The organism is Rhodococcus sp. NPDC058521, from assembly GCF_042719695.1.
GTDB lineage: Bacteria > Actinomycetota > Actinomycetes > Mycobacteriales > Mycobacteriaceae > Rhodococcus_F.
Map to the genome: position 1 here is coordinate 24,721 of NZ_JBHXNL010000012.1, position 20,392 is coordinate 45,112.

Genomic DNA, 20,392 nt, shown 5'->3' on the forward strand with positions numbered 1-20,392 from the left:
TGGGTATACAGTGAACAGGTGATTCCGTCAGCGCGTCGACCAACCCTGGAACCCAACCTGACCGAGCCGCTCGAGTGCGGCGTCCAGACAGTGCTTCCCGATGATTTCAAGTGAGGTAAGCAGGGTCATTGTTCTGGACGGTCTGTCAGAAGTGTTGCGAACGGGGTGCTCACCCCATCATCATGGCGCCGAGAGGCTCTGACTGTCTATTGACAGAGTCAGCCCCGCAACATCGACCGATCAGCCCTGGCGTGCCTTGAAGCGCGGGTTCTTCTTGTTGATGACGAAGACCCGCCCGCGCCGACGGACCACCTGTGACCCGGGCAGCTTCTTGATCGACTTGAGCGATGCACGAACCTTCACTGGAACTCCTCGATGACCCCACCACGCACTACCGACGCAGCTATTGGAAATGATTGTCGATATCGTATCGTAGTCATACAATCACCGAGCGGAAGGGGCGGCCTATGGTCGAATGCACTCCGCTGCATTTGGTGTTTGGAGTCAGCGGCCCCACGAGACGTCGGCTCGTCTCGGCGATCCGCCGAAGCGCCGACCGGCCTGTTCTGTCGACTCCAGGACGAGCGCACGACGCCGACGTCGCCCAGGCCGCCGCCTCCTTCGTCCGAACGCATGCTGCGCATCCGGGAGGGCTCGTCATCGAGTGCCCGGACTACTGCCTGCCGCCAGAGTTGATCAGTGAATTTGCCGCCTCCGAATACCTGCCCGGCGACGAGGTCGACGTGGCCACGGTAGTCACCGTGGTGGATGCGGTCAGTATTCGATCCGACCTCACAGATGCTGCGCCGGCCGGGTTCTCGTCGCGAGCCTTGGTGACGGTGGGGCAGATCGAGTATGCGTCCGTGCTGGCTGTGGTGAATTGGGAAGATCTTCCGAGACAGGAGCTCACTTCACTGCTGTCTATGCTGAGTCACTTGTCTCCGACGGCGACTATCCGGATCGACAGCTCCGGTACGAACCTGTTCGATGGGGATCGCCGAGTTTACCGTGAGGGCGTAACCGAGAATCCGGGGTGGGTGCGAATCCTCAACGGCGAGTTGGAGAGCAGTTGTCCGTTCGGCGCGTTCGCCTCGACCGAATCCACCCCGACCACGATTTCGTCACTCCGGTATGAACAGGTGCGGCCACTGCATCCACATCGCCTCGCTCGCGCTCTGCACGGTCTGTTCGAAGAACATCGGTGCGGGCGGGTGATCCGATCGGCAGGATTCTGCCACTTCGCCACCCGGCACGGCGTCACAGCACAATGGAGCCAAGTAGGCGGGGTGATTTCCTTCGAACCGCTTGCCAGAGACGGAGTCGACGAGGAACTCCTGGCGGTTGGGCAAGATATCGCGTTCATCGGAGTCCAGCTCGATCGATCGGGGTTGATCGACGTTCTCGATGCGTGCGCCTTGCGCGACGACGAACTGCGGGCCGGCCCCGCCTTCTGGGATCGCCTCACGGATCCGTTTCCTCGCTGGCACGAGTACGGCTGAGATGGGCCTGCAGAGCGAAACTGGTTCGAATCGACGGTGTGCAGGCTCCACGGTATGGTGTTGCTCCAAGACTGTCATCCAGCCGATTCGCGCCCGTTGTGGGCGCGACTTGTCGTGCGTTCAAGGGGAATTCATGTTTCGTGCGCGCGTCGTCGCCGCCACCGCCGGAGTTGCGATCGTGGCCGCATCACTGATATCGCCGTTCGCGGCTTCTGCTGTGCCGTCCACCGGCTCGACCGGCACCGGCTCGACCGACCCGGTGGGTAAGGCTCCGCATCCGGCAAACTTCGTAGCCGATTGCCCGGACCTGCTTGTCGTCGGCATCGCGGGAGGGGACGACTCCGGCGTCGATCGGGATCCGTTCGTCGAGAACAACACCGCGATCGTGGGCAACGCGCTCGGGCGGCTCACCGTGCCGACCGGATTGGCGTTGAAGAACGAGCCCGGAACGGTCGGTTGGGCATACGTCCCGTACCCCGCCACCTATGGCCTGGGACTGCTCACGCCGGTGCCTTCGTATCAGGATTCCGTGGCCTACGGCATCACCTCCATGAATCGCATCCTCGACGACACCAAGACGCGCTGTGGTGACAAGACCAAGTTCGCGTTGGTCGGCAACAGCATCGGCTCGGAGGTTGCGTCCCGGGTGACGCAGGACATCGGTTCCCGCGGCAAGTCCGCACTGGTATCGGCGGACGACGTCGTCGGCGTGGCGCTGGTAGGCAATCCCTACCGTCCGGCAGGCAGTGATTCGATGGGCAAGCCCGGGCCTGCCGGTGGCGGGTTCATGTCGTCCGAACCGATCGACTACGGCTTGCTGAAAGACAAAGTCACCCAGGCGTGCCGCCCACTGGACGTCGCTTGCGATTCACCCCGCGAGATTGCGCTGCTCGACCTGGCGTTGGGTGTGCTCGGACAGTCCCGGTACCACGTGCTCAACCCGGGAATGACGATCTCCGATACGGACCGCGCACTGACATCGATGGCGGCGCGCACCGTCGGGTACATCGTCAGTCACCCCGAGTGGATCGAGTCCGACGAGTCTCTGTTGGACGTGCTGCGCAAGGTGTCGGACCGAACCTACGAGGTCGACGAGGTGCACCTGACGCCGCAGCAACGGTCGGACGCGGTGACGTGGGCCCTCGGCCCGGGCGCCGAGGTAGTGCGCGCCAAGCTCGAGGAGGAGGGCGCGGGGTTCGTCGAAGACAATCGCGACATCTTCGACCTGGTGATCAAGCCGTACATCCTGTTCGGGTACGCCCAGCACACCCTGTACTGGGTTCAAAACCCATTCGCTCCCGGAACCCAAGAGGTCGATCAGCTGATGGCATGGCTGATCGACCTGGCCAGGGAACAGAAGTAGTCGCGGCTGAGATCAGCCTTCGGGGGTGAAGATCGCGAACGCTCCACCCTGCGGGTCGGTAAGGACGGCGAACCGACCCGTGCCGGGGATGTCGGTGCCGGGGACATGTACGGCACCGCCGAGTTCGGTGGCCTTCGCTGCGGAGGCATCCACGTCGTCTACACCGAAGTAGAGCGCCCAGTGCGGCGGGATCTCCTCCGGGAAGTCGGCGCCCATCGCCATCATTCCGGCGAAGTCCTGACCGTCGATGCCGAATTGGGTGTAGCCCTAGCCTGCGTTGACCGTCCACCCGAAAACGTCGGTGTAGAACGACTGTGCGGAGGCGGTGTCGCGGGTGCGCAGTTCGATCCAGCACAGCGCGCCGGTCTCGTTCAACCGGGCGGCACCGGCGAACTGCCTGGCCTGCCACAGGGATAAGACGGCACCGGTCGGGTCCGCAAGGACCGCGAACCGGCCGAGTTCGAATACATCCATCGGCTCGGCGAGCACCGACCCGCCGGCAGCTTTGGCCTTCGCGACCGTGGCATCGACGTCTGCGACGGCGATGGATGCGGTCCAGGCGACCGGTTGGCCCTCCTGGTAGAGCGGGGTGGCCGCGGCCACCGCGTCGTCGCCGAGACTCATCATCGTGTAGCCACCGGCCTCCGGGTCCGGCTCGCCCGGCGTCCAGCCGAGCAGTGCCCCGTAGAACGCCCCGGCAGCTGAGATGTCCGTGGTGCCGAGTTCAGCCCAGCAGGGGGCACCGAGCTGCGGTTCAGTGATCTTCATGGTTCCCTCGTTCCGGTTGGACGTTAAGGTCGTCGATCACCGTGGAGGGTAGTCCTGCCGTCCGACAGAGTGCTGGATGAATTCGCCGCCGCAAGTCGAACTATCCTGGTTCGGTAGCGTTCTTCGTTCGTGACATGCGATCCCGCTCGATCAGCGTGATGGCGCGACGATTAGGCTGGTAATCGTGACCAATACCGGGGGATTCGACGACAACAACCGTTACGAGGGGCAGGACGGCCCCACTTACGGTGAGATTCCGCCTCTCCCGCGTGACGGATACGGTGTTTCCGAAAGTGGCCAGGCGACGTACTCGGCGCCCACAGAGAGTGTTCCGAATCAACAGCCCCCATACGGATATCCGCCGGTTCCCCCGCAGATGCCCCCTACCGGGCAATATGGCCAGCCGGGTCAGTACGGTCAGCCGGGTCAGTACGGTCAGCCGGGTCAGTACGGTCAGCCCTACGGTGTCGGTCCGTACGGGCAGCCGAACCCGTACGGCTACCAGCAGAATCCCGGGACGAACGGGCTGGCGATCGCCGCATTGATCACCACCTTGGCCGGCGGCTTCTTTGCCTGCGGTATCGGGTTTCTCGTCGGACCGATTCTCGGTTTCGTGGCGCTCGGTCAGATCAAACAGTCCGGTGAGCAAGGTCGAGGAATGGCGCTCGCGAGTATCATCGTGGGCGGAATCGCACTTGTGCTGCTCATCGCATACGTCGTGTTCATCATCGTGCTCGCGGCATCGTCCTCGGTATGATCCCTAGCTGAACGTCCACGGCTGCCGGGGCAGTGTTCGTGGGTCGAATCTCTCGAGAAGCGTCAACAGGTCCACAGGTTCGTCGGCCCTGCACATGTTCAATGATTCGGCGAGCACAGCCAGGACCTGCATCGGCGTCCTGCCAAGCGATTTCTGGTCCGTGAGCGTGACTGCCCCGTCACGTTTCGCGAGGCGTTTGCCTTCTGCATTGAGCGCCAACGGGACGTGTGCGTATCGGGGGACCGGCAGATCGAGCAGAACCGACAGGTACGCCTGGCGCGGAGCGGACGTCAGCAGATCGTCGCCCCGCACGACCTGATCGATGCCCTGCGCGCCGTCATCGACCACGACCGCGAGGTTGTAGGCAGGAGTGCCATCACCCCGCCGAAGTACGAAATCGTCCACTGCGCCGGTGTACTCGCCGTGCAGAACGTCGGAGACGGTGAACATCGAGGTGTCCGACCGGAGCCGCAAAGCCGCAGGCCTGGTGCGGGCTTTCTCCCGGCGCTGCGATTCGGTCAGTGTGCGGCACGTCCCCGGGTAGGCGCCGTCGGGTGCGTGCGGTGCCGAGGGTGCGCTCAGTATTTCCCTACGCGTGCAGAAGCACTCGTATGTATGGCCGGATGCCCGCAGTCGAGTGATCGCATCCTCGTAGTACTCGAGCCGCGCGGATTGGTCGAGTACGTCGCCGTCCCAGTTCAAGCCCAGAGCGGCGAGATCGTCGAGCTGACGTTGCCGGGAACCTTCTCGCACCCGGTCGAGATCCTCGGCCCGCACCAGAAAGCGTCGATCGGTGGAACGGGCAAACAACCACGCGAGCAGGGCAGTTCGCAGATTTCCGAGGTGAAGGTCGCCGGAAGGGCTGGGCGCGAACCTGCCTGCACCTGTCACGGCCCTACCTCTCTGTCAGCTTGCGAGCTCGATCTCGGATCGGTGTGCATCCGTACCGGTTAGGGTAAGCCGAATCTGCGTCTCGAGGACATGCTGCAGGTACTCGGGTGGGTAGAGCGCGGGACTTCCGATCGCATCGAGTGCGAGACCGTCCACCGTCGCGAGAAGGAGGGCAGCGCGCGTCTCGGCTTCGGGGGTTCCGATTCCGATGAGAACCGCCGAGATGCCGGTGCGGATGGTGAACAGGGTTTTGCGCCGAATCTCCGCGAGCGTGGGCGATGTGGCGGCGCGCACCGCGAACGCCGTGATGACGTGTGCCTCACGGGAGCGTGCGTCGTCGAGAGGAAGTAACTGGGAGAGCGCTGCGAACAGAGCGCGGGACGGGGCTTCGTCCTCCTGGACCGCGGCCAGTCGTGACAACAGTTCGTCCACGAACTTGCGGAGGGCGAAGGCGAACATGTCGTCTTTGGTCGAAAAGTGGTGCTGTACAGCGCCGATCGACACTCCCGCACGCTTCGCGACCTCACGGACGCTGGCGTTCTCGAGCCCGGACTCGGCCGCCACGTCGAACAGTGCCGCGGCCAGTCGGTCGGGACTCGTGGAGGAGTATCGGCGCTCTCGCATTCGAGGCACAGTACATGCGTACGGAATGTGACGCAGTCGCGGGGCGTCGGCTACGACGTGTGGCTCGTGGCGTAGGTATCGACGTATTCCTGCCCGCTAAGCGTCAGCAAATTCTGCATCAGTTCGTCGGTTGCCGCGCGCACCACGTTCCGGTTCTCGGCGAGGGGTGCGAAACGGCTGAAATCGAGCGGTTCGCCGACTCGAATGAACACTTTGCCGAATCGCCACATCCTGCTTCCGATCGGATTGACCTTGCTGGTCCCGTGCATCGACACGGGGATCACCACGGCACCGGTGGCGAGGGCAACGCGCGCGATGCCGGTCTTGCCCTTGTGTAAACGGCCGTCCGGGGAGCGGGTTCCCTCCGGATAGATGCCCCACACCCTCCCTTTCTCGAGGATTGCGCGAGCGGTGGCTAGTGCGCCCGCCGCGGCGTCGCCTCCATTTCGGTCGATGGGGACCTGCCCCGCCGCTGTGAAGAACCACTTCTTCGCGCGGCCCAGTGCGCCCGGTTGCGTGAAGTATTCGCTCTTGGCGACGAAGGTGATCCGGCGGCGAACCATGAGGATCAGAAAGAACGAGTCGACCACCGTCAGATGGTTGCTCGCGAGTATGACGGGTCCCCTTCGTGGAATATGTTCGGCCCCAGTGATGCTCGGGCGTCCGAACAGTCGCAGGATCGGTCCGATCAGGACGTACTTGAAGATCCAGTACCACATCCACGTCCTCCCGTTCGTTCTCCCGGTGGAGTTCCGACACCACCATGGTAGACACTGTCTACCAGATGAAGGCATGGTGGTGAAGACATGGTGGTGAAGAGTGGGCTCCGCGAGCAGCTGGTGGTCTGTGCCATGGAACTGTTGATGGAAGGCGGCATCGAGGCGGTGGGTCTGCGCGCGGTCACCCGGCGTGCAGGCGTGTCACACGGTGCGCCGAGGCGATACTTTCCGACGCTCGAATCGCTGTTGTCCGAAGTGGCCGCACGCGGATTCGGAGAATTGGCGCAACAGATCGGGCAGGTGGACGACACACTGCCCGTCGATCGACAACTCGAACGAATCGCCCGGATCTACACGGACTTCGGCATTCGCCGACGGTCGTTGTTCGAGCTCATGTTTCGTCACGATCTGCTCGAAGGCTCGGGAAACGACTTGCGTGATCACTCCCGCCCGCTCTTCGCGCTGTTGGTGGGCATGCTCCGCGACGCCGAAGACCCGCAATCGGCAGCGATCGAACTATGGACCAACCTGCACGGGCTCGCCACGCTCGCCGGTACGAGGGCTCTGGACATCGTCGCGGAGGGGGTCGACACCGACCGCGTCGCGGCCAGGATCGTGGCCACTCACCTTGCCGGGATCACGGCGCGAGGCACGTCGGCGCGCAACTCGACATCGACGACGAAGTCACCGTCCTCGGGCCCGTAGCGGCGCTGCGGATCGAAATCCTCGACACGGAAACTGTCCAGTGCGGGCGAATGTGTCGTCACGGCAAGCGAACCGCCGTCGATGTCGAACTGCAGCAGCCGTTGGAACCCGGTCTCTCGGCGTCCGTCCACCCGAAAGTTCTGATAATCGGCGAGTAATTCGACCACCTGGCGGTCGGTGTTCCCGATCTGTCGGTCCGTGACTGTCACCTGCCCGTCCACGTGGCCCGACAGGACGAGAAACACCGACTCGAACGGCTCCACGAGCCGATTCCATATCTGCTGTCCGGAACTTCCCCCCAGGTCACCGAAACCGGACATGCGAAGTGCACCCGACTCGTCGAGGTAATAGTGACTGCCGATCATGACGTTGCGATCCGGATGCGCCGCGAGTACCTCCTCGGCCCACCGCATCACGTGTTCGGGTGGGTTGTACCCGATGTGGAGCATCAGGAATTTCGCACCGGCAGCGTCGATCAGGTCGTAGTGGGCAGAATTGTCGGAGTCGCTGACGGAATCGCCCCACCACGGACGGTCGCGGTAACGCTGGGGTCCGAAGAACTCGTTGAACAGCGCGTGATTCTCTTCGTGCGAGGCCGGGAACGAGCCGCCCTGCCGCGTTCCAGATGTTGTCGTGGTTTCCCGGGAGCACTCCATGCGGAACGCCGGCCCTTTCGAGGATCGCCATTGCTTCGTCCGCGGCCTCGAACTCGGTCCGTGCTTGCTGCGGGGGGCGTCCGGGACTTATCCAGCTCTGGATCACGTCGCCGGTGTGCATGGCGTAGGCGATCTTTCGCTGCGCGGCATTGACCGCCGTCCATTGCGTCATCGCATCGAACACCCCGGGATTGTCCCTCGAGAGACGTACTGAGTGTCGGTGAAGTGTTGCAACGCAAAGTCGTACGAGGGGTCGGCGAAACGCTGATCGGGCGCCGAGTTGTGCCGCCGGAACGTGTCGTCTCGGCGGGGACTGTCGACGACCAGCACGGACGCCGTCTCCACCGGCCCGTCCAATGTGGTCGACAGGGTGATCGGGCCGTTGGGTGTCGTCGGCAGCGCGACGCCGACCGGATGGCCCCACGACTGTGTCGTCTCGTCCCACACATGCATGGCGAGGTCGTTCAGGTTGACGGAGTTCCCCTGCCACGTCAGCGTCGGATCTGCTGTCCCCGAAGGGAATCGAACGTCGTAACGTAGGTAGGGAAACTTGTCGAACTCGGTGGTGACCGAGTCCTCGATGTCGGTCTCGCCGGTTCCTTCGCGCGCTGCAGGCACAGGATCCGAACTCGAACCGGAGAACATCGTTGCCGATTCGACCGGTGTGGACGCCGTCAATCCCAGCGCCGGAAGTCCGACGGCACCACCACCGGGCCGAGGCTGCGCTTGCACACCGGAGGAAGCGAACACGACGAGGCCTATCGCGAGCAGAACGATGTGCCTGGGCTGCGACATACTCAGAGGCTATTACGGATCAGACGGCACGGCCCAGGTGAGCGAGAAGTCGAGTCTGGGCGTCCGCGTTCTCGGGAGCGGAAACGGCCGGACCGCACACCCCGGACATTCGGAGGTTCTCGCCGAGCGAGGTTGCCACCGAGTCCACCCATTGCAGGTCGGCCGTCGGGATCGTCTCGTCGGTCCCGACGGCGCGGGCCAGGTCCCAGCCGTGCACCACGAGGTCGAAACAGTGAAAGCCGTCGACGGTCGCAGCAAGGGTGGTGCGCCCGAAGTGGCCGTCGTACTCGCGACCACCGAGATCAGGGGCGTCCAGGATCTTCTGCATCGACTCCCGCGTCGTGTTCCAAGCTCCCAGCGGATCGGTGTCGACGGACGGCCCTTCGTCGAGTACGAGGTCGACGACGCCGACGATGTCGCGTTGGGTGTCGATGACGTGACGGACGACGTCGCGCGCCGTCCACCCCTCACACGGTGACGGGTTCTCCCACTTGTCTGCAGGAACGGCCTCGATTCGGGAGGTGAACTTCCCGGCGAGGTCTCGGTAGTGATCGGCATGCGGTGTTGTCGTCATGCTGCTGATTCTTTCGCGAACGGGGAGTGTTCGGCTTGAACGTTTCCGACATCGACGACCGAGTAGCCGCCATGCCAGTCGGGGGCCTGCCCGGCCAGTAGGTCGCTGGGCGTGAGGGTGGCAATTCTTCGGCACTCGCGGGACAGATGGGCCTGATCGCTGAAACCTGCCGCGTGAGCCAGTTCTGCGAGGCCTGCGCCCGCGGTGCCACGCGCCAAGGACATGAAGCGTTGTAGTCGGAGGATGCTGCGCAGGGTCGCCGGGCTGTAACCGAACGCCTCGTTGCATCGGCGCTGCAGCGTGCGTTCGGTGACCGAGGTGGCATCGGCGAGGGCCGCGACGCCCCAGGGTCGCTGGGCAAGCGCTCCGCGAACATTGTCGACGAGGTGATCGGTGGCACCTGCTCGCGCACGCCAGCCACGCACGGCTCCCTCGAACGCAATGATTCGTTCGGCCGGATTGTGGGCATTCTCGATTCGGTCGGTCAATGCGCGATCGCAGCGGGAACCGAGAACGTCTCCGAGGTCGACCCGGATGTTGCGAACATCCGCGGCGGAGGTGCGGAGGAGGTGAGTGGCGGCGCCGGGGCGGAAGCGGATCCCGACGGACGCCGTGCCGGGCGGCAGAGTGAAGGACCACGCGGTGGTTTCGGGACCGCACACCCGGATGCCCACGCCGCGAATCCACAGCACATCCATACATCCGTCGGGCACCAAGAGGTGTTCCCCTTCGATCTCCGCGTTCCAGCCGCACACCAGCACGTCGGCGAGATCGGGGGCGGCGGCGGTCGGCGTGTACCAGGCCATACAGAAAGCCTAGTCACGGGCGCCGACATGAAAGTGAAACTGGAGCAGCCGGTCGTCCGGGGCCGCTGCGCTCGATCGATCGGACAGGAATGTCATGACCAGAAATTGGGCGTTGGCCGCAGTGGCGGCCACGACGTTGGCGATTTCCAGCTGCGCATACGACTCGGTGGACGAGGACTACCCGAGCAGTGACGGACCTTCGGAGACCACGGCCACGTCGATGCCCGCGCCCGCGGACGAAGCAGCCCTCGGACTGGGCGCCACCAGTCTCGGCGACATCGTCGTCGACGACAGCGGAATGACCGTCTACGTGTACGACAAGGACGAGGTCGATTCAGGTCTCAGCTCGTGCGAGGGCAGTTGCCTCGACTCCTGGGAACCGGTCACCACCGAGTCGCAATCTCCGCAGGTCGACGGTGTCGACGCGGCGATCGCAACGATTCCCGCCGCGGGCAACGCCTTCCAGGTGACCGTCAACGGCCGTCCCCTGTACCGGTTTGCGGACGACGAGAACCCAGGGGACGTCCAAGGCCAGGACCTGGACAGTGTGTGGTGGGTCCTCGATCCGGTGGGCAACCCGATCCTGGAACCCCCGGCCTGACCCCCCAACCCCGACGAATGTCACACACGTTCAGTTGGGGCGGGCCGGTGTGACATTGGGCTGGGCGGGTAGCACCTTCACTTCGACGCTCAGAGCCACAGCACACACAGCGAGTGCACCGATCGCCGCACCGGCAACGAGCCCGACGACGAGCGCAAAGTAGCGCAACCACGTCCACCTCGGTCCACCCTTGAACGCCCCCGCCAAGCGTTGCCCCATCTTCACCAGCGCCTTGTCATGTAGGTGAGGCCGATGGTGACTTCGCCGTCGCGCTGGAAGACCATTCTCCGCCCCCATCGCCGGGACCATGGCACCTACACCAATCGCTGTCATGCCGGTGCTCGCTGCGATCGAACCCACGTTCAGAAGGACGGAAACGGTCGTCAGCATCGCAAACTTGCGGCTGCGGCGGTCGTGATCGAAACGATGTCCGACGACCGCGCCGAGTACGACCCCGACGACGAAAGTGAGGATCACCCCGCCTGCCGTCGCAACATGCGCCCAGGCACCGTCAGCGAAGCCGACGCTGAACCGCGTCAGGTTTCCACTCATGAACGACACGAAGAAGCCGCCGAGGGTGATGAACCCCAGCGCATCGACGAACCCGGCCAGGCCGGACAGGGCAACCGCCAATGCCACGATGTCTGCTGTATCCGATCATCGCGACAGACGTTATCCAGCCCAGTCTCCCGACGAATGTCACACCGGTTCGGTTCAGGTGAACGGGTGTCACATTCGTCGGGAGGCGGGGGTGGAAGGACGAAAACAAAGGAACCCCCGATCGATTTCGATCGGGGGTTCCCTGTGGCGGAGGATAGGGGATTTGAACCCCTGAGGGCGTTAACCCAACCCGCGTTCCAGGCGAGCGCCATAGGCCACTAGGCGAATCCTCCGTGGGCGAGCATACCCAATAGCTCCGCCTGACCGTTAAACGGGCAGCTCGGCCGGGCTTTCAGGCCCAGGCGAGCTTTTTGGTTGCCTGCTCGGACAGTGGGGCCACCCGGTCGCAGGACATGTCGGGATTCAGTGCGGCGTCGAGTCCGAATTTCGCTTCCACGGAAAGCACGCCCGAGTCGGTTTCCAGTTCGAGAATGCACTGGTATTTGGTCTCGGCCAGCACGGTGCCCGTCATCTCGCCGACCTCGAGGGTGCGTAGGGGCTTGGTGGACTGGGGGAGAGCTGCGACGGTGACGGCCACGGTGTTCATCAGCTCGGGCTTGCCCCAGAGGCAGCTGCGCCGGTCTGTCGAATCGGTCGGTACGCCCTCGCCGGCGTCGGTGACGAGGCTCTCGATCGTGTCCGACGCCACGAGCGTGCAGGGATCGGTGGTGTCCCATGCTGCCGGTTGTGGCCCGTCTGCGTCGGCATCGCCGCCGCAGGCCGTGGCCGCAGCAACCAACCCGACCGATGCCGCTACCTGCAAAATCTTTCCAAAGTTCATGTGGATCCCCGTATCCTGAGCAGTGATGCGGGGCGACGTTAGCACTGCCCGGTCGCGTGCTCGGCCGAAGTGGCGCGGGTGATGCAGCGGCGGTGGGGTGCGTCGCAAGCTCGTCCCGGTTCCGTCTACACTCTGTGGTGGATCCCGCGCGGCGCGCATCCTGTGAACTCCCCCAGGGCCGGAAGGCAGCAAGGGTCAATGGGCTCTGCCGGGTGCGCGGGGTCCCCTTATTTTCTCGCATACCCGACTCCGTCAGGTCGGTGAAAGGCCGCTACGGAATGCCTAGCCAAACCCAGATCGGTTTGATGAGCCACGACGAACTGCTCTCCGAGCACGAGCACCAGACTGCGAACTTCACGCAACTGCTCGCCGAGAAGCTGACGTTGGATCTGACGCGAGGCAAGCCGTCGCCGGAACAGCTGGATCTGTCCGCCGACCTTCTGTCGCTGCCGGGTGACGGCGATTACCGCGACGGCAACGGAACCGACTGCCGCAACTACGGCGGATTGACCGGTCTTCCGGAATTGCGTGCGATCTTCGGTGAGATCCTCGGCATTCCGGTCGAGAACCTGCTGGCCGGCAACAACGCGAGCCTCGAGATCATGCACGATCTCGTCGTCTTCTCACTTCTGCACGGCAACCCGGACTCGTCGCAGCAGTGGTCCAAGGAAGAAAAGGTCAAGTTCCTGTGCCCGGCTCCGGGCTACGACCGGCACTTCGCGATCACGGAATCCTTCGGCATCGAGATGATCACCGTCCCGATGAACCCGGACGGGCCCGATGTGCACATGATCGAGGAACTCGTTGCCTCCGACCCGCAGATCAAGGGTCTGTGGGCAGTGCCGACGTACTCGAACCCGACCGGTGCAGTCTTCTCCGAAGAGGTCACCCGCGCGCTGGCGACCATGCCGACTGCGGCCCCCGATTTTCGTTTGTTCTGGGACAACGCCTACGCCGTACACCCTCTGGTCGGCGAGACCGCTCCCGCTCTGGATGTTCTCGGGATGGCTGCCGAAGCCGGTCACCCGAACCGTCCGTACGTGTTCGCGTCGACGTCCAAGGTCACGTTCGCGGGCGCGGGCGTCAGCTTCTTCGGTGCTTCCGAGTCCAACTTGGCGTGGTACCAAAGCCATCTCGGCAAGAAGAGCATCGGCCCCGACAAGCTCAACCAGCTGCGTCACCTGCGTTTCTTCAAGGATGCGGATGGTGTGCGTGCGCACATGGAGAAGCATCGCGAACTTCTGGCCCCCAAGTTCGCCTTGGTCCTGAGGATTCTCGAGGACCGGCTGGGTGCGTCGAAGGTCGCGTCGTGGACCGAGCCCAAAGGCGGCTACTTCATCAGCCTCGACGTCGTGGAAGGCACGGCCAAGCGAGTTATCGAGCTGGCCAAGGAAGCCGGAATTCTGCTCACCGGCGCCGGATCGGCCTTCCCGTACAAGACCGATCCGGACGACAGGAACATTCGCATCGCCCCGAGCTTCCCGACGGAGGAAGAACTCGAGAAGGCGATGAACGGTGTCGCTACCTGTGTTCTGCTGGCCGCGACGGAATCTGCGCTGCGTTCCTGACTTCCCAACCCCGACCAATGTCACACCGGTTCGCGTGAGCTGAACCGGTGTGACATTGGTCGGGCCCCAAAAGGGGTGAGCCGAGGCGACTACTGGTTGTCGAGTTCCTCGACGATGTTGTCCACCAAGAGCTTGGCGCTGTAGTAATCGAGCCGGAAGCTCTCCTCGCCCAGTGCGAAAACCTGATCCTGCTGCACCGAAGGGGTGTCCCTGAGCAGCGGGTCCGCGACGAAACGCTCGGCGTCGGGTTCGGTGGCGCTCACGATCATCGTGGTGTTTCCGGGGAGCGCCAACGGCAGATTCTCCTGTGTGGCGGGATAGACGTCCTTGCGTCCGGCGAAGTCGCCGGCATCGGCGTCGGTGATCACCGTGGGCAGTTCTGCGAGGGAAAAGCCCAACCTGGTCAGGAGCATTCCCTGGGCCGACACCGGTGTGAAGATCCGGGAATCCTCGGGAGAGTTGTAGGTCAGGACGTTGACCGGGTTGGCGGCGCTGATCTTGTCGCCCAGTTCGGTCTTGGCCTCGTCGATCCGGGTATCGAACTCGGAGATGATCTCCTGGGCCTGTTCTTCGGCGCCGATGATGCCGGCGATCTGGATGGAAAGGTCCTGCCAGGACTTGTCGTCGTAACGCAGCAGGACGACCGGGGCGATCTGCTTCAGGATGTCCACCTGCTCGCGGGCGGTGTCGGCGCCGCCGGCGGACACGAAGATGAGGTCCGGTTCTGCCGCAGTGATGCGTTCGACGTTCGGTGCCCCCTGGTACAGCGTCTCGACCCCCTTTTCGTCGGCGACGTCGGCCCATTGGCTGAATCGGCCGTCCTTGTCGGTGACGGAGGAGGGTGCCTGCGTGCCGGTGCCGATGATCGGAGCGTCGAGGGCGAGTAGAGACCCGGTGAGCGTGACACTCGTGGACACGATTCGTTCGGGCTTCTTGTCGATGGTGACGCTGCCGGTTTCATCGGTGATGGTGCGCGGCCAGTTTCCTTCGGAGGCCGAGTCGGCGCCAACCGTACTCGATGACTCGCTGAGCGATTCGGTATCCGACGAGCATGCAGCGCTCGCAATTCCGACTGCGAGTATTGCTGCCACCGCCATTGAACGACGAAGTTTCACGGTCTCTCTCTTTCGGCCGAGTAAAGGATCGTCTTAGGTTAGCGTTACCTGGTCATGAAGTGGAGTTGGAAGTTGCAGAGGATGCCTGGCCCGGAACGTCGGATCGTCGATTCCGAGGTGATCCGGAACCTGAAGCAGGACGACGTGCCCGCGTTCTGGAACCGTGTCGCCACTACCGGGACGCCACTGGTCATGGGCGACGGTGCGGGTACGGGTTCGGTCGTCGCCACCTTCTGTTGGCGCGACCCCGACGGTGACGAGAGTGCCTCGCCAACCCGGCACGTCTACCTCGACGCGAACGGAATCACGGACCGCGGCAACCTCGAACGCACAGCATTGACTCGGGTTTCGGGGACCGACCTGTGGCACGTGTCGATCGAAGTCCCCGACCGTTGGCGCGGCGCATATCGCTTCGTTCCCAGCGCAGAGCGCCTCGCACCACCCGACGGTCATCCAGGCTGGCAATGGTGGAGGCGGGTGTTGGCGGACGCCCGTTCCGACCCTTTCAATGCATTGCCCGAGCGAGTGGCGCAGTCAGGGACGAGTTCCGAAGCCGTGATGCCCGCAGCTCCACGGCAACGGTGGTGGACGGATACCCCTGGGCGCGGCCGACTTCACGAAGAGTCGTTCGACCTGGCGGGCACACCGCGATCGGTGTGGATCTACGAGCCGCCGGGGTTGGTCGCGGAAAGCAGGCCGGTCGTGGTGATGTTCGACGGCAGAACCTGGGTGGAGGAACACCCACTCGCCGCAGCGGTCGATTCGATAGGCGATGCCGGGGCACGTGTTCCGCTCGTAGTGATGGTCGACAGTGTGGGGATCGACCTGCGGTCGGAAGAGTTGGGATGCAGCCCGACTTTCGCGGCGGGACTGGTCGTCGAGTTGCTGCCATGGCTTCGTCGGAAGTGGGCCGCGACAGACGATCCTGCCTCGACCATCGTTGCGGGGTGCAGTCTCGGCGGCCTGACCGCCTGCCATCTGGCGCTGACGGAACCGGACACATTCGGGTGCGCCGTGAGCCTGTCCGGATCGTTCTGGTGGCCGGGCGCAGCTCCGGGAATCTCGATTCAGGACCGAGTGAGCAGAACAGCGGTGTTCGGCAGCCGGTTCGTCCTGGAGGTGGGTTCACTCGAATGGATGCTCACCGAGAGCAACAGGGAGGTTCGGGACCTGCTGGTCGAAAAGGGATTCGACGTGCATTATCGCGAGTTCTGCGGTGGGCACGAAGTCCTGCAGTGGCGGGACCGACTGATCGCCGGTGTATTCGAGATGCTGCACCGACCCGGGTGGCAAGATGAGGCGTATGGCAGTCACGTTGAACTTGGTCGGTGACCCCGAAGCGGATGAGCTGTTGGCGAAGGATCCGCTGGCGCTCCTCGTTGGAATGCTTCTCGACCAGCAGGTCCCGATGGAAACCGCTTTCCTCGGGCCGAAGAAGCTCCATGATCGGCTCGGCGCACTCGACGTGAACGCGATTGCCACGATGGACCCCGAAGAGTTCGCGAGCCTGTGCGCACAGACTCCGGCGGTCCACCGATTCCCTGGTTCGATGGCCGGCCGAATCCAGGCCCTTTGTGCGTTTCTCGTCGACAACTACGACGGCAAACCCGAGGCCCTGTGGACGTCGGGCGATCCCGACGGCAATGCAGTTCTGAAGCGACTGAAGGCGCTGCCGGGTTACGGCGATCAGAAGGCGAGAATTTTCCTGGCCCTGCTGGGCAAGCAGATCGGCGTCGAGCCGGACGGATGGCGAGAGGCCGCGGGCGCATACGGGGACGAGGGTGCTCGTCGTTCGATCGCGGACGTAGTCGACGAGAAGAGTCTCCTCGAGGTGCGCGAGTTCAAGAAGGCCGCCAAGGCTGCGGCCAAGAAGAAGTAGTTACTCCCACACCCCACCTGGCTGTCGGAGCTCGCCGGTAGTCTTTCCGCGTGGCCCTGTACCGGAAGTATCGACCTGCGTCGTTTGCCGAGGTGGTGGGGCAGGAGCACGTCACCGAGCCTCTGTGCACTGCCCTTGACTCGAAACGCATCAATCACGCCTACCTGTTCTCGGGCCCTCGTGGCTGCGGCAAGACGTCCTCCGCCCGCATTCTCGCTCGCTCCCTCAACTGCGTCGAAGGCCCCACGTCCACGCCCTGCGGTGTGTGCACGTCGTGCGTTGCCCTCGGCCCCGGCGGGCCGGGAAATCTCGATGTCACCGAGCTCGACGCGGCCAGCCACGGTGGTGTCGAAGACACTCGTGAACTTCGAGATCGTGCGTTCTATGCGCCGGCGGAATCTCGATACCGCGTGTTTATCGTGGACGAGGCGCACATGGTCACCACGGCGGGCTTCAACGCGCTGCTGAAGATCGTGGAAGAGCCGCCGGAACACCTCATCTTCATCTTCGCCACCACCGAGCCGGAGAAGGTGCTCCCCACCATCCGCTCGCGTACTCACCACTACCCCTTCCGGTTGCTCGCCCCACCGGTCATGCGCGGACTCCTCGAGAAGATCTGTACGCAGGAGAGCGTTCCCGTCGAAGACCCGGTGTATCCGCTGGTCATTCGTGCAGGCGGTGGATCGCCGCGTGACTCGTTGAGCATCCTGGACCAACTGTTGGCCGGTGCATCGGACGAAGGCGTCACGTACGCGCGTGCGCTGGGACTGCTCGGCGTGACCGATGCCTCTCTCCTCGACGATGCGATAGATGCGCTGGCTCGAAACGACGGCGCAGCCCTGTTCGGCACCGTCGAGAACGTGATGGACGCGGGCCACGATCCGCGCCGATTCGCTTCGGATCTACTCGAACGGTTACGGGACCTCATCTTGATGCAGGCGGTTCCCGACGCGTCCGAGCGCGGCCTCGTGGACGCGCCGATGGACGTTCTGGAAAAGATGCGTGATCAGGTCGGCCGTATCGGTCCCGCGACTCTGACTCGCTACGCAGAAGTGGTGCACGCAGGACTCGGGGAGATGCGCGGGGCCACAGCCCCGCGCCTGCTGCTCGAGGTCGTCTGCGCGCGACTGCTTCTGCCTGCCGCATCCGATGCGGAATCGGCTGTGCTGCAACGCCTGGAGCGGGTCGAACGCGGCCTCCCGGCGGCCGGGGCCGAGGCGAGTGCGCCTGCCGCGGCCGCAACTCCGGCTCCGGCGACCGCTGCATCCGATGTTCCGATCAAGTTCCAGCGTCCGTCGCAGCGCAAAGCTGCGGAGGAAGCCGCGGCTCCAGTCCCCGAAGCAAAGCCTGCACCCGAGCCGACCTCGGAGCCTGCGCCGACCCCGGAGCCTGCGCCGCAGCCCGCTCCCGAGCCGGAGCCTGCGCCGCAGCCCGCTCCCGAGCCGGAGCCTGCGCCGCCGCCCCCACCCCAGCCCGCTCCCGAGCCGGCTCCCGAGATCTCCGAACAGCCGACGGCAGACGTCCCGGAACCCGAGCCCGTGCCGGAGTCGACCCCGGAACCGGAACGGGAGACCGTCGAGGAGCCGGAGCCGGCGGTTGCTGCCGCCTCTGCCGGACCGGACGTCGCCGCTGTCCGCGACGTCTGGAATCAATTGCGCGAGAAGGTTGGCGAGCGTAACAAGATCCTGCCCGCCATGTTGTCCGCTGCAACGGTGTACGACGTGCAGGGCAACAAACTCGTTCTCGCACACCCCACGCCAGGACTCGGCGCACGTATCGTGCAGCCACACAATGCCCGGGTGCTCTGCGAGGTGCTTGCGGAGCGGTTCGGTGGCGCATGGGAAGTCGAATACCTCCCAGGTGTGGAAGCGCCCGCTGCGCCGAAAGCCGCGCCCAAGGCGGCTCCCGCCAACACCCGCCCTGCGGGCGCACCCCGATTCTCGCGCCCCAGTCAGGAACGCGCCGCCGAAGCTCGCGCGACTCCTGAGAGCCCGTCGCCCGGTGACGGGGGAGCGCAGAACCCACCGCCGTCCGTCGACGACATTCCGCCGCCCGAAGCGCCCGACTACCCCGAAGATCCGGGTCCGCCCCCCGTGGACTACGAGTCGACTCCGCCGGCGTCGACTCCGGAGGACGAGGACGAGATGTTCGCGGAGGCCGCCGAACCGGCCGATCCCGCGACGAGGCGTGACCCGGAGGACGTGGCTCTAGAACTGCTTCACGACGTGCTCGGGGCGAAGAAACTCGAGGGCTGAGCGCCAGGCGAAGATCGCCTTGGTCACGATCTTCGCTCGGTTGGGTCCTTCCCCTATTTCTGCAACACGTTCTAGAGTGGTGTAGCCGGGGTCAATCCCCTGTGCAGCGCGCCGTGTCCATGGTCGGCGTCGACGCAACTTAGGAAGGAACACCTCAAGTGACCACAGAGGCATTCATTTATGAAGCCATCCGTACGCCGCGTGGCCGCGGCAAGAAGACCGGCTCCCTGCACTCGGTCAAGCCGATCTCACTGGTCACGGGCTTGATCGACGAACTTCGCAGCCGCTTTCCGGATCTCGACGAAGACCGGATCTCCGATCTCGTCCTCGGTGTCGTCACCCCCGTGGGCGACCAGGGCATGGACATCGCGCGCGTCGCGGTCAACGACGCGGGGCTGCCCGACACCGTCGGCGGCGTCCAGCTCAACCGTTTCTGCGCATCCGGCCTCGAGGCCGTGAACGTCGCAGCACAGAAGGTTCGCTCCGGCTGGGACGAACTGGTCATCGCCGGCGGTGTCGAGTCGATGTCTCGCGTCCCGATGGGCTCGGATGGCGGGCCGTGGGCACTGGACCCGGCCACCAACTTCGACAACTACTTCGTTCCGCAGGGCGTCGGCGCGGACTTGATCGCAACGATCGAGGGCTTCACCCGCGACATCGTCGATGCCTACGCCGTGCGTTCGCAGGATCTCGCCGCCAAGGCCTGGTCCGGCGGATACTTCTCCAAGTCCGTGGTGCCGGTCAAGGACATCAACGGCATCACCGTCCTCGACCAGGACGAGCACATGCGTCCCGGCACCACCGCCGAGAACCTCGCGGGTCTCACTCCGTCCTTCGCCATGATCGGCGAAGCCGGCGGGTTCGACGCCGTGGCTCTGCAGAAGTACCACCAGGTCGAGAAGATCAACCACGTGCACCACGGCGGCAACAGCTCCGGAATCGTCGACGGCGCAGCGCTCGTGCTCGTCGGATCCGAGCAGGCCGGCAAGGATATGGGACTCGAGGCCAAGGCGCGCGTCGTCGCGACCGCCACCTCTGGCGCGGATTCCACCATCATGCTCACCGGCCCCACGCCGGCTGCGAAGAAGGCGCTGGCCGCGGCCAGCCTCACCATCGACGACATGGATCTGGTCGAGATCAACGAGGCGTTCGCGTCCGTCGTGCTCAAGTTCCAGAGGGACATGAACGTCCCCGACGAGAAGCTCAACGTAAACGGGGGCGCGATCGCAATGGGCCACCCGCTCGGCGCCACCGGCGCAATGATCACCGGAACGATGGTCGACGAGCTCGAGCGTCGCGGCGGCCGGTACGCCCTCATCACGTTGTGCATCGGCGGCGGAATGGGTGTCGCCACCATCATCGAGCGCGTCTGACGC

At 64.4% G+C, this 20,392-nt stretch carries 21 protein-coding genes, 1 tRNA gene, 1 other RNA gene and 1 pseudogene; 11 read left to right on the forward strand and 13 right to left on the reverse strand.

The window, feature by feature from the left end:
* Positions 1-240: 240 nt before the first annotated feature.
* Positions 241-363, reverse strand: coding sequence for a type B 50S ribosomal protein L36 (gene ykgO, locus ACFWO3_RS17120; RefSeq protein ID WP_378579879.1), 123 nt, complete (start codon positions 361-363; stop codon positions 241-243).
* A 131-nt stretch (positions 364-494) separates the two neighbouring features.
* On the opposite strand from ykgO, the gene ACFWO3_RS17125 reads away from it, so the two are divergent.
* On the forward strand, positions 495-1,499 hold the full coding sequence (locus tag ACFWO3_RS17125) for a GTP-binding protein (protein WP_378579881.1): 1,005 nt from the start codon (positions 495-497) through the stop codon (positions 1,497-1,499).
* Positions 1,500-1,632: 133 nt separating this feature from the next.
* Positions 1,633-2,862 (forward strand): cutinase family protein, encoded by a 1,230-nt coding sequence (locus tag ACFWO3_RS17130; RefSeq protein WP_378579883.1) that lies wholly within the window; start codon positions 1,633-1,635, stop codon positions 2,860-2,862.
* Positions 2,863-2,874: 12 nt separating this feature from the next.
* Here ACFWO3_RS17130 and ACFWO3_RS17135 read toward each other — a convergent pair whose 3' ends face one another.
* Both ACFWO3_RS17135 and ACFWO3_RS17140 read right to left on the reverse strand, forming a co-directional pair.
* Positions 2,875-3,087, reverse strand: a complete 213-nt coding sequence (locus tag ACFWO3_RS17135; RefSeq protein WP_378579885.1) for a VOC family protein — start codon at positions 3,085-3,087, stop codon at positions 2,875-2,877.
* A gap of 42 nt (positions 3,088-3,129) precedes the next feature.
* Entirely contained in the window at positions 3,130-3,630 is a 501-nt protein-coding gene (locus ACFWO3_RS17140) for a VOC family protein (protein ID WP_378579887.1), read from the reverse strand.
* Between the two features lie 184 nt (positions 3,631-3,814).
* Here ACFWO3_RS17140 and ACFWO3_RS17145 point away from each other — a divergent pair, with 184 nt between their 5' ends.
* A complete protein-coding gene (locus ACFWO3_RS17145) occupies positions 3,815-4,387 on the forward strand; it encodes a DUF4190 domain-containing protein (RefSeq protein ID WP_378579889.1) in 573 nt (190 codons plus the stop codon).
* Positions 4,388-4,390: 3 nt separating this feature from the next.
* Here the strand turns inward: ACFWO3_RS17145 and gluQRS are convergent, their stop codons facing one another.
* From gluQRS to ACFWO3_RS17160, 3 genes are read right to left on the reverse strand one after another with little or no spacing between them, the layout of a single operon-like run.
* Positions 4,391-5,278, reverse strand: coding sequence for a tRNA glutamyl-Q(34) synthetase GluQRS (gene gluQRS, locus ACFWO3_RS17150; protein WP_378579891.1), 888 nt, complete (start codon positions 5,276-5,278; stop codon positions 4,391-4,393).
* A 15-nt stretch (positions 5,279-5,293) separates the two neighbouring features.
* On the reverse strand, positions 5,294-5,902 hold the full coding sequence (locus ACFWO3_RS17155; protein ID WP_378579893.1) for a TetR/AcrR family transcriptional regulator: 609 nt from the start codon (positions 5,900-5,902) through the stop codon (positions 5,294-5,296).
* Positions 5,903-5,952: 50 nt separating this feature from the next.
* Positions 5,953-6,621, reverse strand: a complete 669-nt coding sequence (locus tag ACFWO3_RS17160) for a lysophospholipid acyltransferase family protein (protein ID WP_378579895.1) — start codon at positions 6,619-6,621, stop codon at positions 5,953-5,955.
* 87 nt (positions 6,622-6,708) lie between these two features.
* On the opposite strand from ACFWO3_RS17160, the gene ACFWO3_RS17165 reads away from it, so the two are divergent.
* Complete coding sequence (locus ACFWO3_RS17165) at positions 6,709-7,326, forward strand: TetR/AcrR family transcriptional regulator (RefSeq protein ID WP_378579897.1); 618 nt, start codon at positions 6,709-6,711, stop codon at positions 7,324-7,326.
* On the opposite strand, the pseudogene ACFWO3_RS17170 reads toward ACFWO3_RS17165, so the two are convergent.
* The 3 genes and pseudogenes from ACFWO3_RS17170 to ACFWO3_RS17180 all read right to left on the reverse strand — a co-directional run bounded on the left by ACFWO3_RS17170 (position 7,245) and on the right by ACFWO3_RS17180 (position 10,157).
* A pseudogene (locus ACFWO3_RS17170) lies at positions 7,245-8,777 on the reverse strand (metallophosphatase). The gene ACFWO3_RS17165 and the pseudogene ACFWO3_RS17170 overlap by 82 nt on opposite strands.
* A gap of 19 nt (positions 8,778-8,796) precedes the next feature.
* Positions 8,797-9,360: a TIGR03086 family metal-binding protein gene (locus tag ACFWO3_RS17175; protein ID WP_378580087.1), complete on the reverse strand. Its 564-nt coding sequence runs from the start codon at positions 9,358-9,360 to the stop codon at positions 8,797-8,799.
* The gene (locus ACFWO3_RS17180) at positions 9,348-10,157 is read right to left on the reverse strand and encodes a helix-turn-helix domain-containing protein (protein ID WP_378579899.1); all 810 of its coding nucleotides are present in this window, start codon (positions 10,155-10,157) and stop codon (positions 9,348-9,350) included. The genes ACFWO3_RS17175 and ACFWO3_RS17180 overlap by 13 nt, the downstream gene beginning before the upstream one ends.
* A 94-nt stretch (positions 10,158-10,251) precedes the next feature.
* Here ACFWO3_RS17180 and ACFWO3_RS17185 point away from each other — a divergent pair, with 94 nt between their 5' ends.
* A complete protein-coding gene (locus tag ACFWO3_RS17185; protein WP_378579901.1) occupies positions 10,252-10,758 on the forward strand; it encodes a hypothetical protein in 507 nt (168 codons plus the stop codon).
* A gap of 30 nt (positions 10,759-10,788) precedes the next feature.
* Here ACFWO3_RS17185 and ACFWO3_RS17190 read toward each other — a convergent pair whose 3' ends face one another.
* The 3 genes from ACFWO3_RS17190 to ACFWO3_RS17200 all read right to left on the reverse strand — a co-directional run bounded on the left by ACFWO3_RS17190 (position 10,789) and on the right by ACFWO3_RS17200 (position 12,199).
* Positions 10,789-11,397 carry a YoaK family protein gene (locus tag ACFWO3_RS17190; RefSeq protein WP_378579902.1) on the reverse strand — a complete coding sequence of 203 codons (609 nt, stop codon included), beginning with the start codon at positions 11,395-11,397 and terminating at the stop codon, positions 10,789-10,791.
* A gap of 166 nt (positions 11,398-11,563) precedes the next feature.
* Positions 11,564-11,651, reverse strand: a tRNA-Ser gene (locus ACFWO3_RS17195).
* Between the two features lie 59 nt (positions 11,652-11,710).
* Positions 11,711-12,199 (reverse strand): hypothetical protein, encoded by a 489-nt coding sequence (locus ACFWO3_RS17200; protein ID WP_378579904.1) that lies wholly within the window; start codon positions 12,197-12,199, stop codon positions 11,711-11,713.
* Positions 12,200-12,335: 136 nt separating this feature from the next.
* Between ACFWO3_RS17200 and ffs the strand changes: the two genes are divergently transcribed.
* Together ffs and ACFWO3_RS17210 are read left to right on the forward strand one after the other, a co-directional pair.
* An RNA gene (ffs, locus tag ACFWO3_RS17205) (signal recognition particle sRNA small type) lies at positions 12,336-12,430 on the forward strand.
* Between the two features lie 47 nt (positions 12,431-12,477).
* On the forward strand, positions 12,478-13,767 hold the full coding sequence (locus ACFWO3_RS17210; RefSeq protein WP_378579906.1) for an aminotransferase class I/II-fold pyridoxal phosphate-dependent enzyme: 1,290 nt from the start codon (positions 12,478-12,480) through the stop codon (positions 13,765-13,767).
* A gap of 89 nt (positions 13,768-13,856) precedes the next feature.
* Here ACFWO3_RS17210 and fepB read toward each other — a convergent pair whose 3' ends face one another.
* On the reverse strand, positions 13,857-14,882 hold the full coding sequence (gene fepB, locus ACFWO3_RS17215) for a Fe2+-enterobactin ABC transporter substrate-binding protein (RefSeq protein ID WP_378579908.1): 1,026 nt from the start codon (positions 14,880-14,882) through the stop codon (positions 13,857-13,859).
* Between the two features lie 54 nt (positions 14,883-14,936).
* Here fepB and fes point away from each other — a divergent pair, with 54 nt between their 5' ends.
* The 4 genes from fes (at position 14,937) to ACFWO3_RS17235 (ending at position 20,389) form a co-directional block, all read left to right on the forward strand.
* A complete protein-coding gene (fes, locus tag ACFWO3_RS17220) occupies positions 14,937-16,214 on the forward strand; it encodes an enterochelin esterase (RefSeq protein WP_378579910.1) in 1,278 nt (425 codons plus the stop codon).
* Entirely contained in the window at positions 16,186-16,761 is a 576-nt protein-coding gene (locus ACFWO3_RS17225) for an HhH-GPD-type base excision DNA repair protein (RefSeq protein WP_378579912.1), read from the forward strand. Before fes ends, ACFWO3_RS17225 begins: the two co-directional genes overlap by 29 nt.
* A gap of 50 nt (positions 16,762-16,811) precedes the next feature.
* The gene (locus ACFWO3_RS17230) at positions 16,812-19,016 is read left to right on the forward strand and encodes a DNA polymerase III subunit gamma and tau (RefSeq protein WP_378579914.1); all 2,205 of its coding nucleotides are present in this window, start codon (positions 16,812-16,814) and stop codon (positions 19,014-19,016) included.
* A 158-nt stretch (positions 19,017-19,174) separates the two neighbouring features.
* Entirely contained in the window at positions 19,175-20,389 is a 1,215-nt protein-coding gene (locus ACFWO3_RS17235) for an acetyl-CoA C-acetyltransferase (protein ID WP_378579915.1), read from the forward strand.
* Positions 20,390-20,392 lie beyond the last annotated feature (3 nt).

Excerpts from the sequence above, each read along its gene's own strand:
- fes (WP_378579910.1), top strand. The coding sequence starts at position 14,937 with ATGAAGTGGAGTTGGAAGTTGCAGAGGATGCCTGGCCCGGAACGTCGG.
- ACFWO3_RS17130 (WP_378579883.1), top strand. The coding sequence starts at position 1,633 with ATGTTTCGTGCGCGCGTCGTCGCCGCCACCGCCGGAGTTGCGATCGTG.
- ACFWO3_RS17165 (WP_378579897.1), top strand. The coding sequence starts at position 6,709 with ATGGTGGTGAAGAGTGGGCTCCGCGAGCAGCTGGTGGTCTGTGCCATG.
- ACFWO3_RS17200 (WP_378579904.1), bottom strand. The coding sequence starts at position 12,199 with ATGAACTTTGGAAAGATTTTGCAGGTAGCGGCATCGGTCGGGTTGGTT.
- ACFWO3_RS17140 (WP_378579887.1), bottom strand. The coding sequence starts at position 3,630 with ATGAAGATCACTGAACCGCAGCTCGGTGCCCCCTGCTGGGCTGAACTC.
- ACFWO3_RS17210 (WP_378579906.1), top strand. The coding sequence starts at position 12,478 with ATGCCTAGCCAAACCCAGATCGGTTTGATGAGCCACGACGAACTGCTC.
- ACFWO3_RS17135 (WP_378579885.1), bottom strand. The coding sequence starts at position 3,087 with ATGATGGCGATGGGCGCCGACTTCCCGGAGGAGATCCCGCCGCACTGG.
- ACFWO3_RS17180 (WP_378579899.1), bottom strand. The coding sequence starts at position 10,157 with ATGGCCTGGTACACGCCGACCGCCGCCGCCCCCGATCTCGCCGACGTG.
- ACFWO3_RS17155 (WP_378579893.1), bottom strand. The coding sequence starts at position 5,902 with ATGCGAGAGCGCCGATACTCCTCCACGAGTCCCGACCGACTGGCCGCG.
- ACFWO3_RS17225 (WP_378579912.1), top strand. The coding sequence starts at position 16,186 with ATGGCAGTCACGTTGAACTTGGTCGGTGACCCCGAAGCGGATGAGCTG.
- ACFWO3_RS17185 (WP_378579901.1), top strand. The coding sequence starts at position 10,252 with ATGACCAGAAATTGGGCGTTGGCCGCAGTGGCGGCCACGACGTTGGCG.
- ACFWO3_RS17160 (WP_378579895.1), bottom strand. The coding sequence starts at position 6,621 with ATGTGGTACTGGATCTTCAAGTACGTCCTGATCGGACCGATCCTGCGA.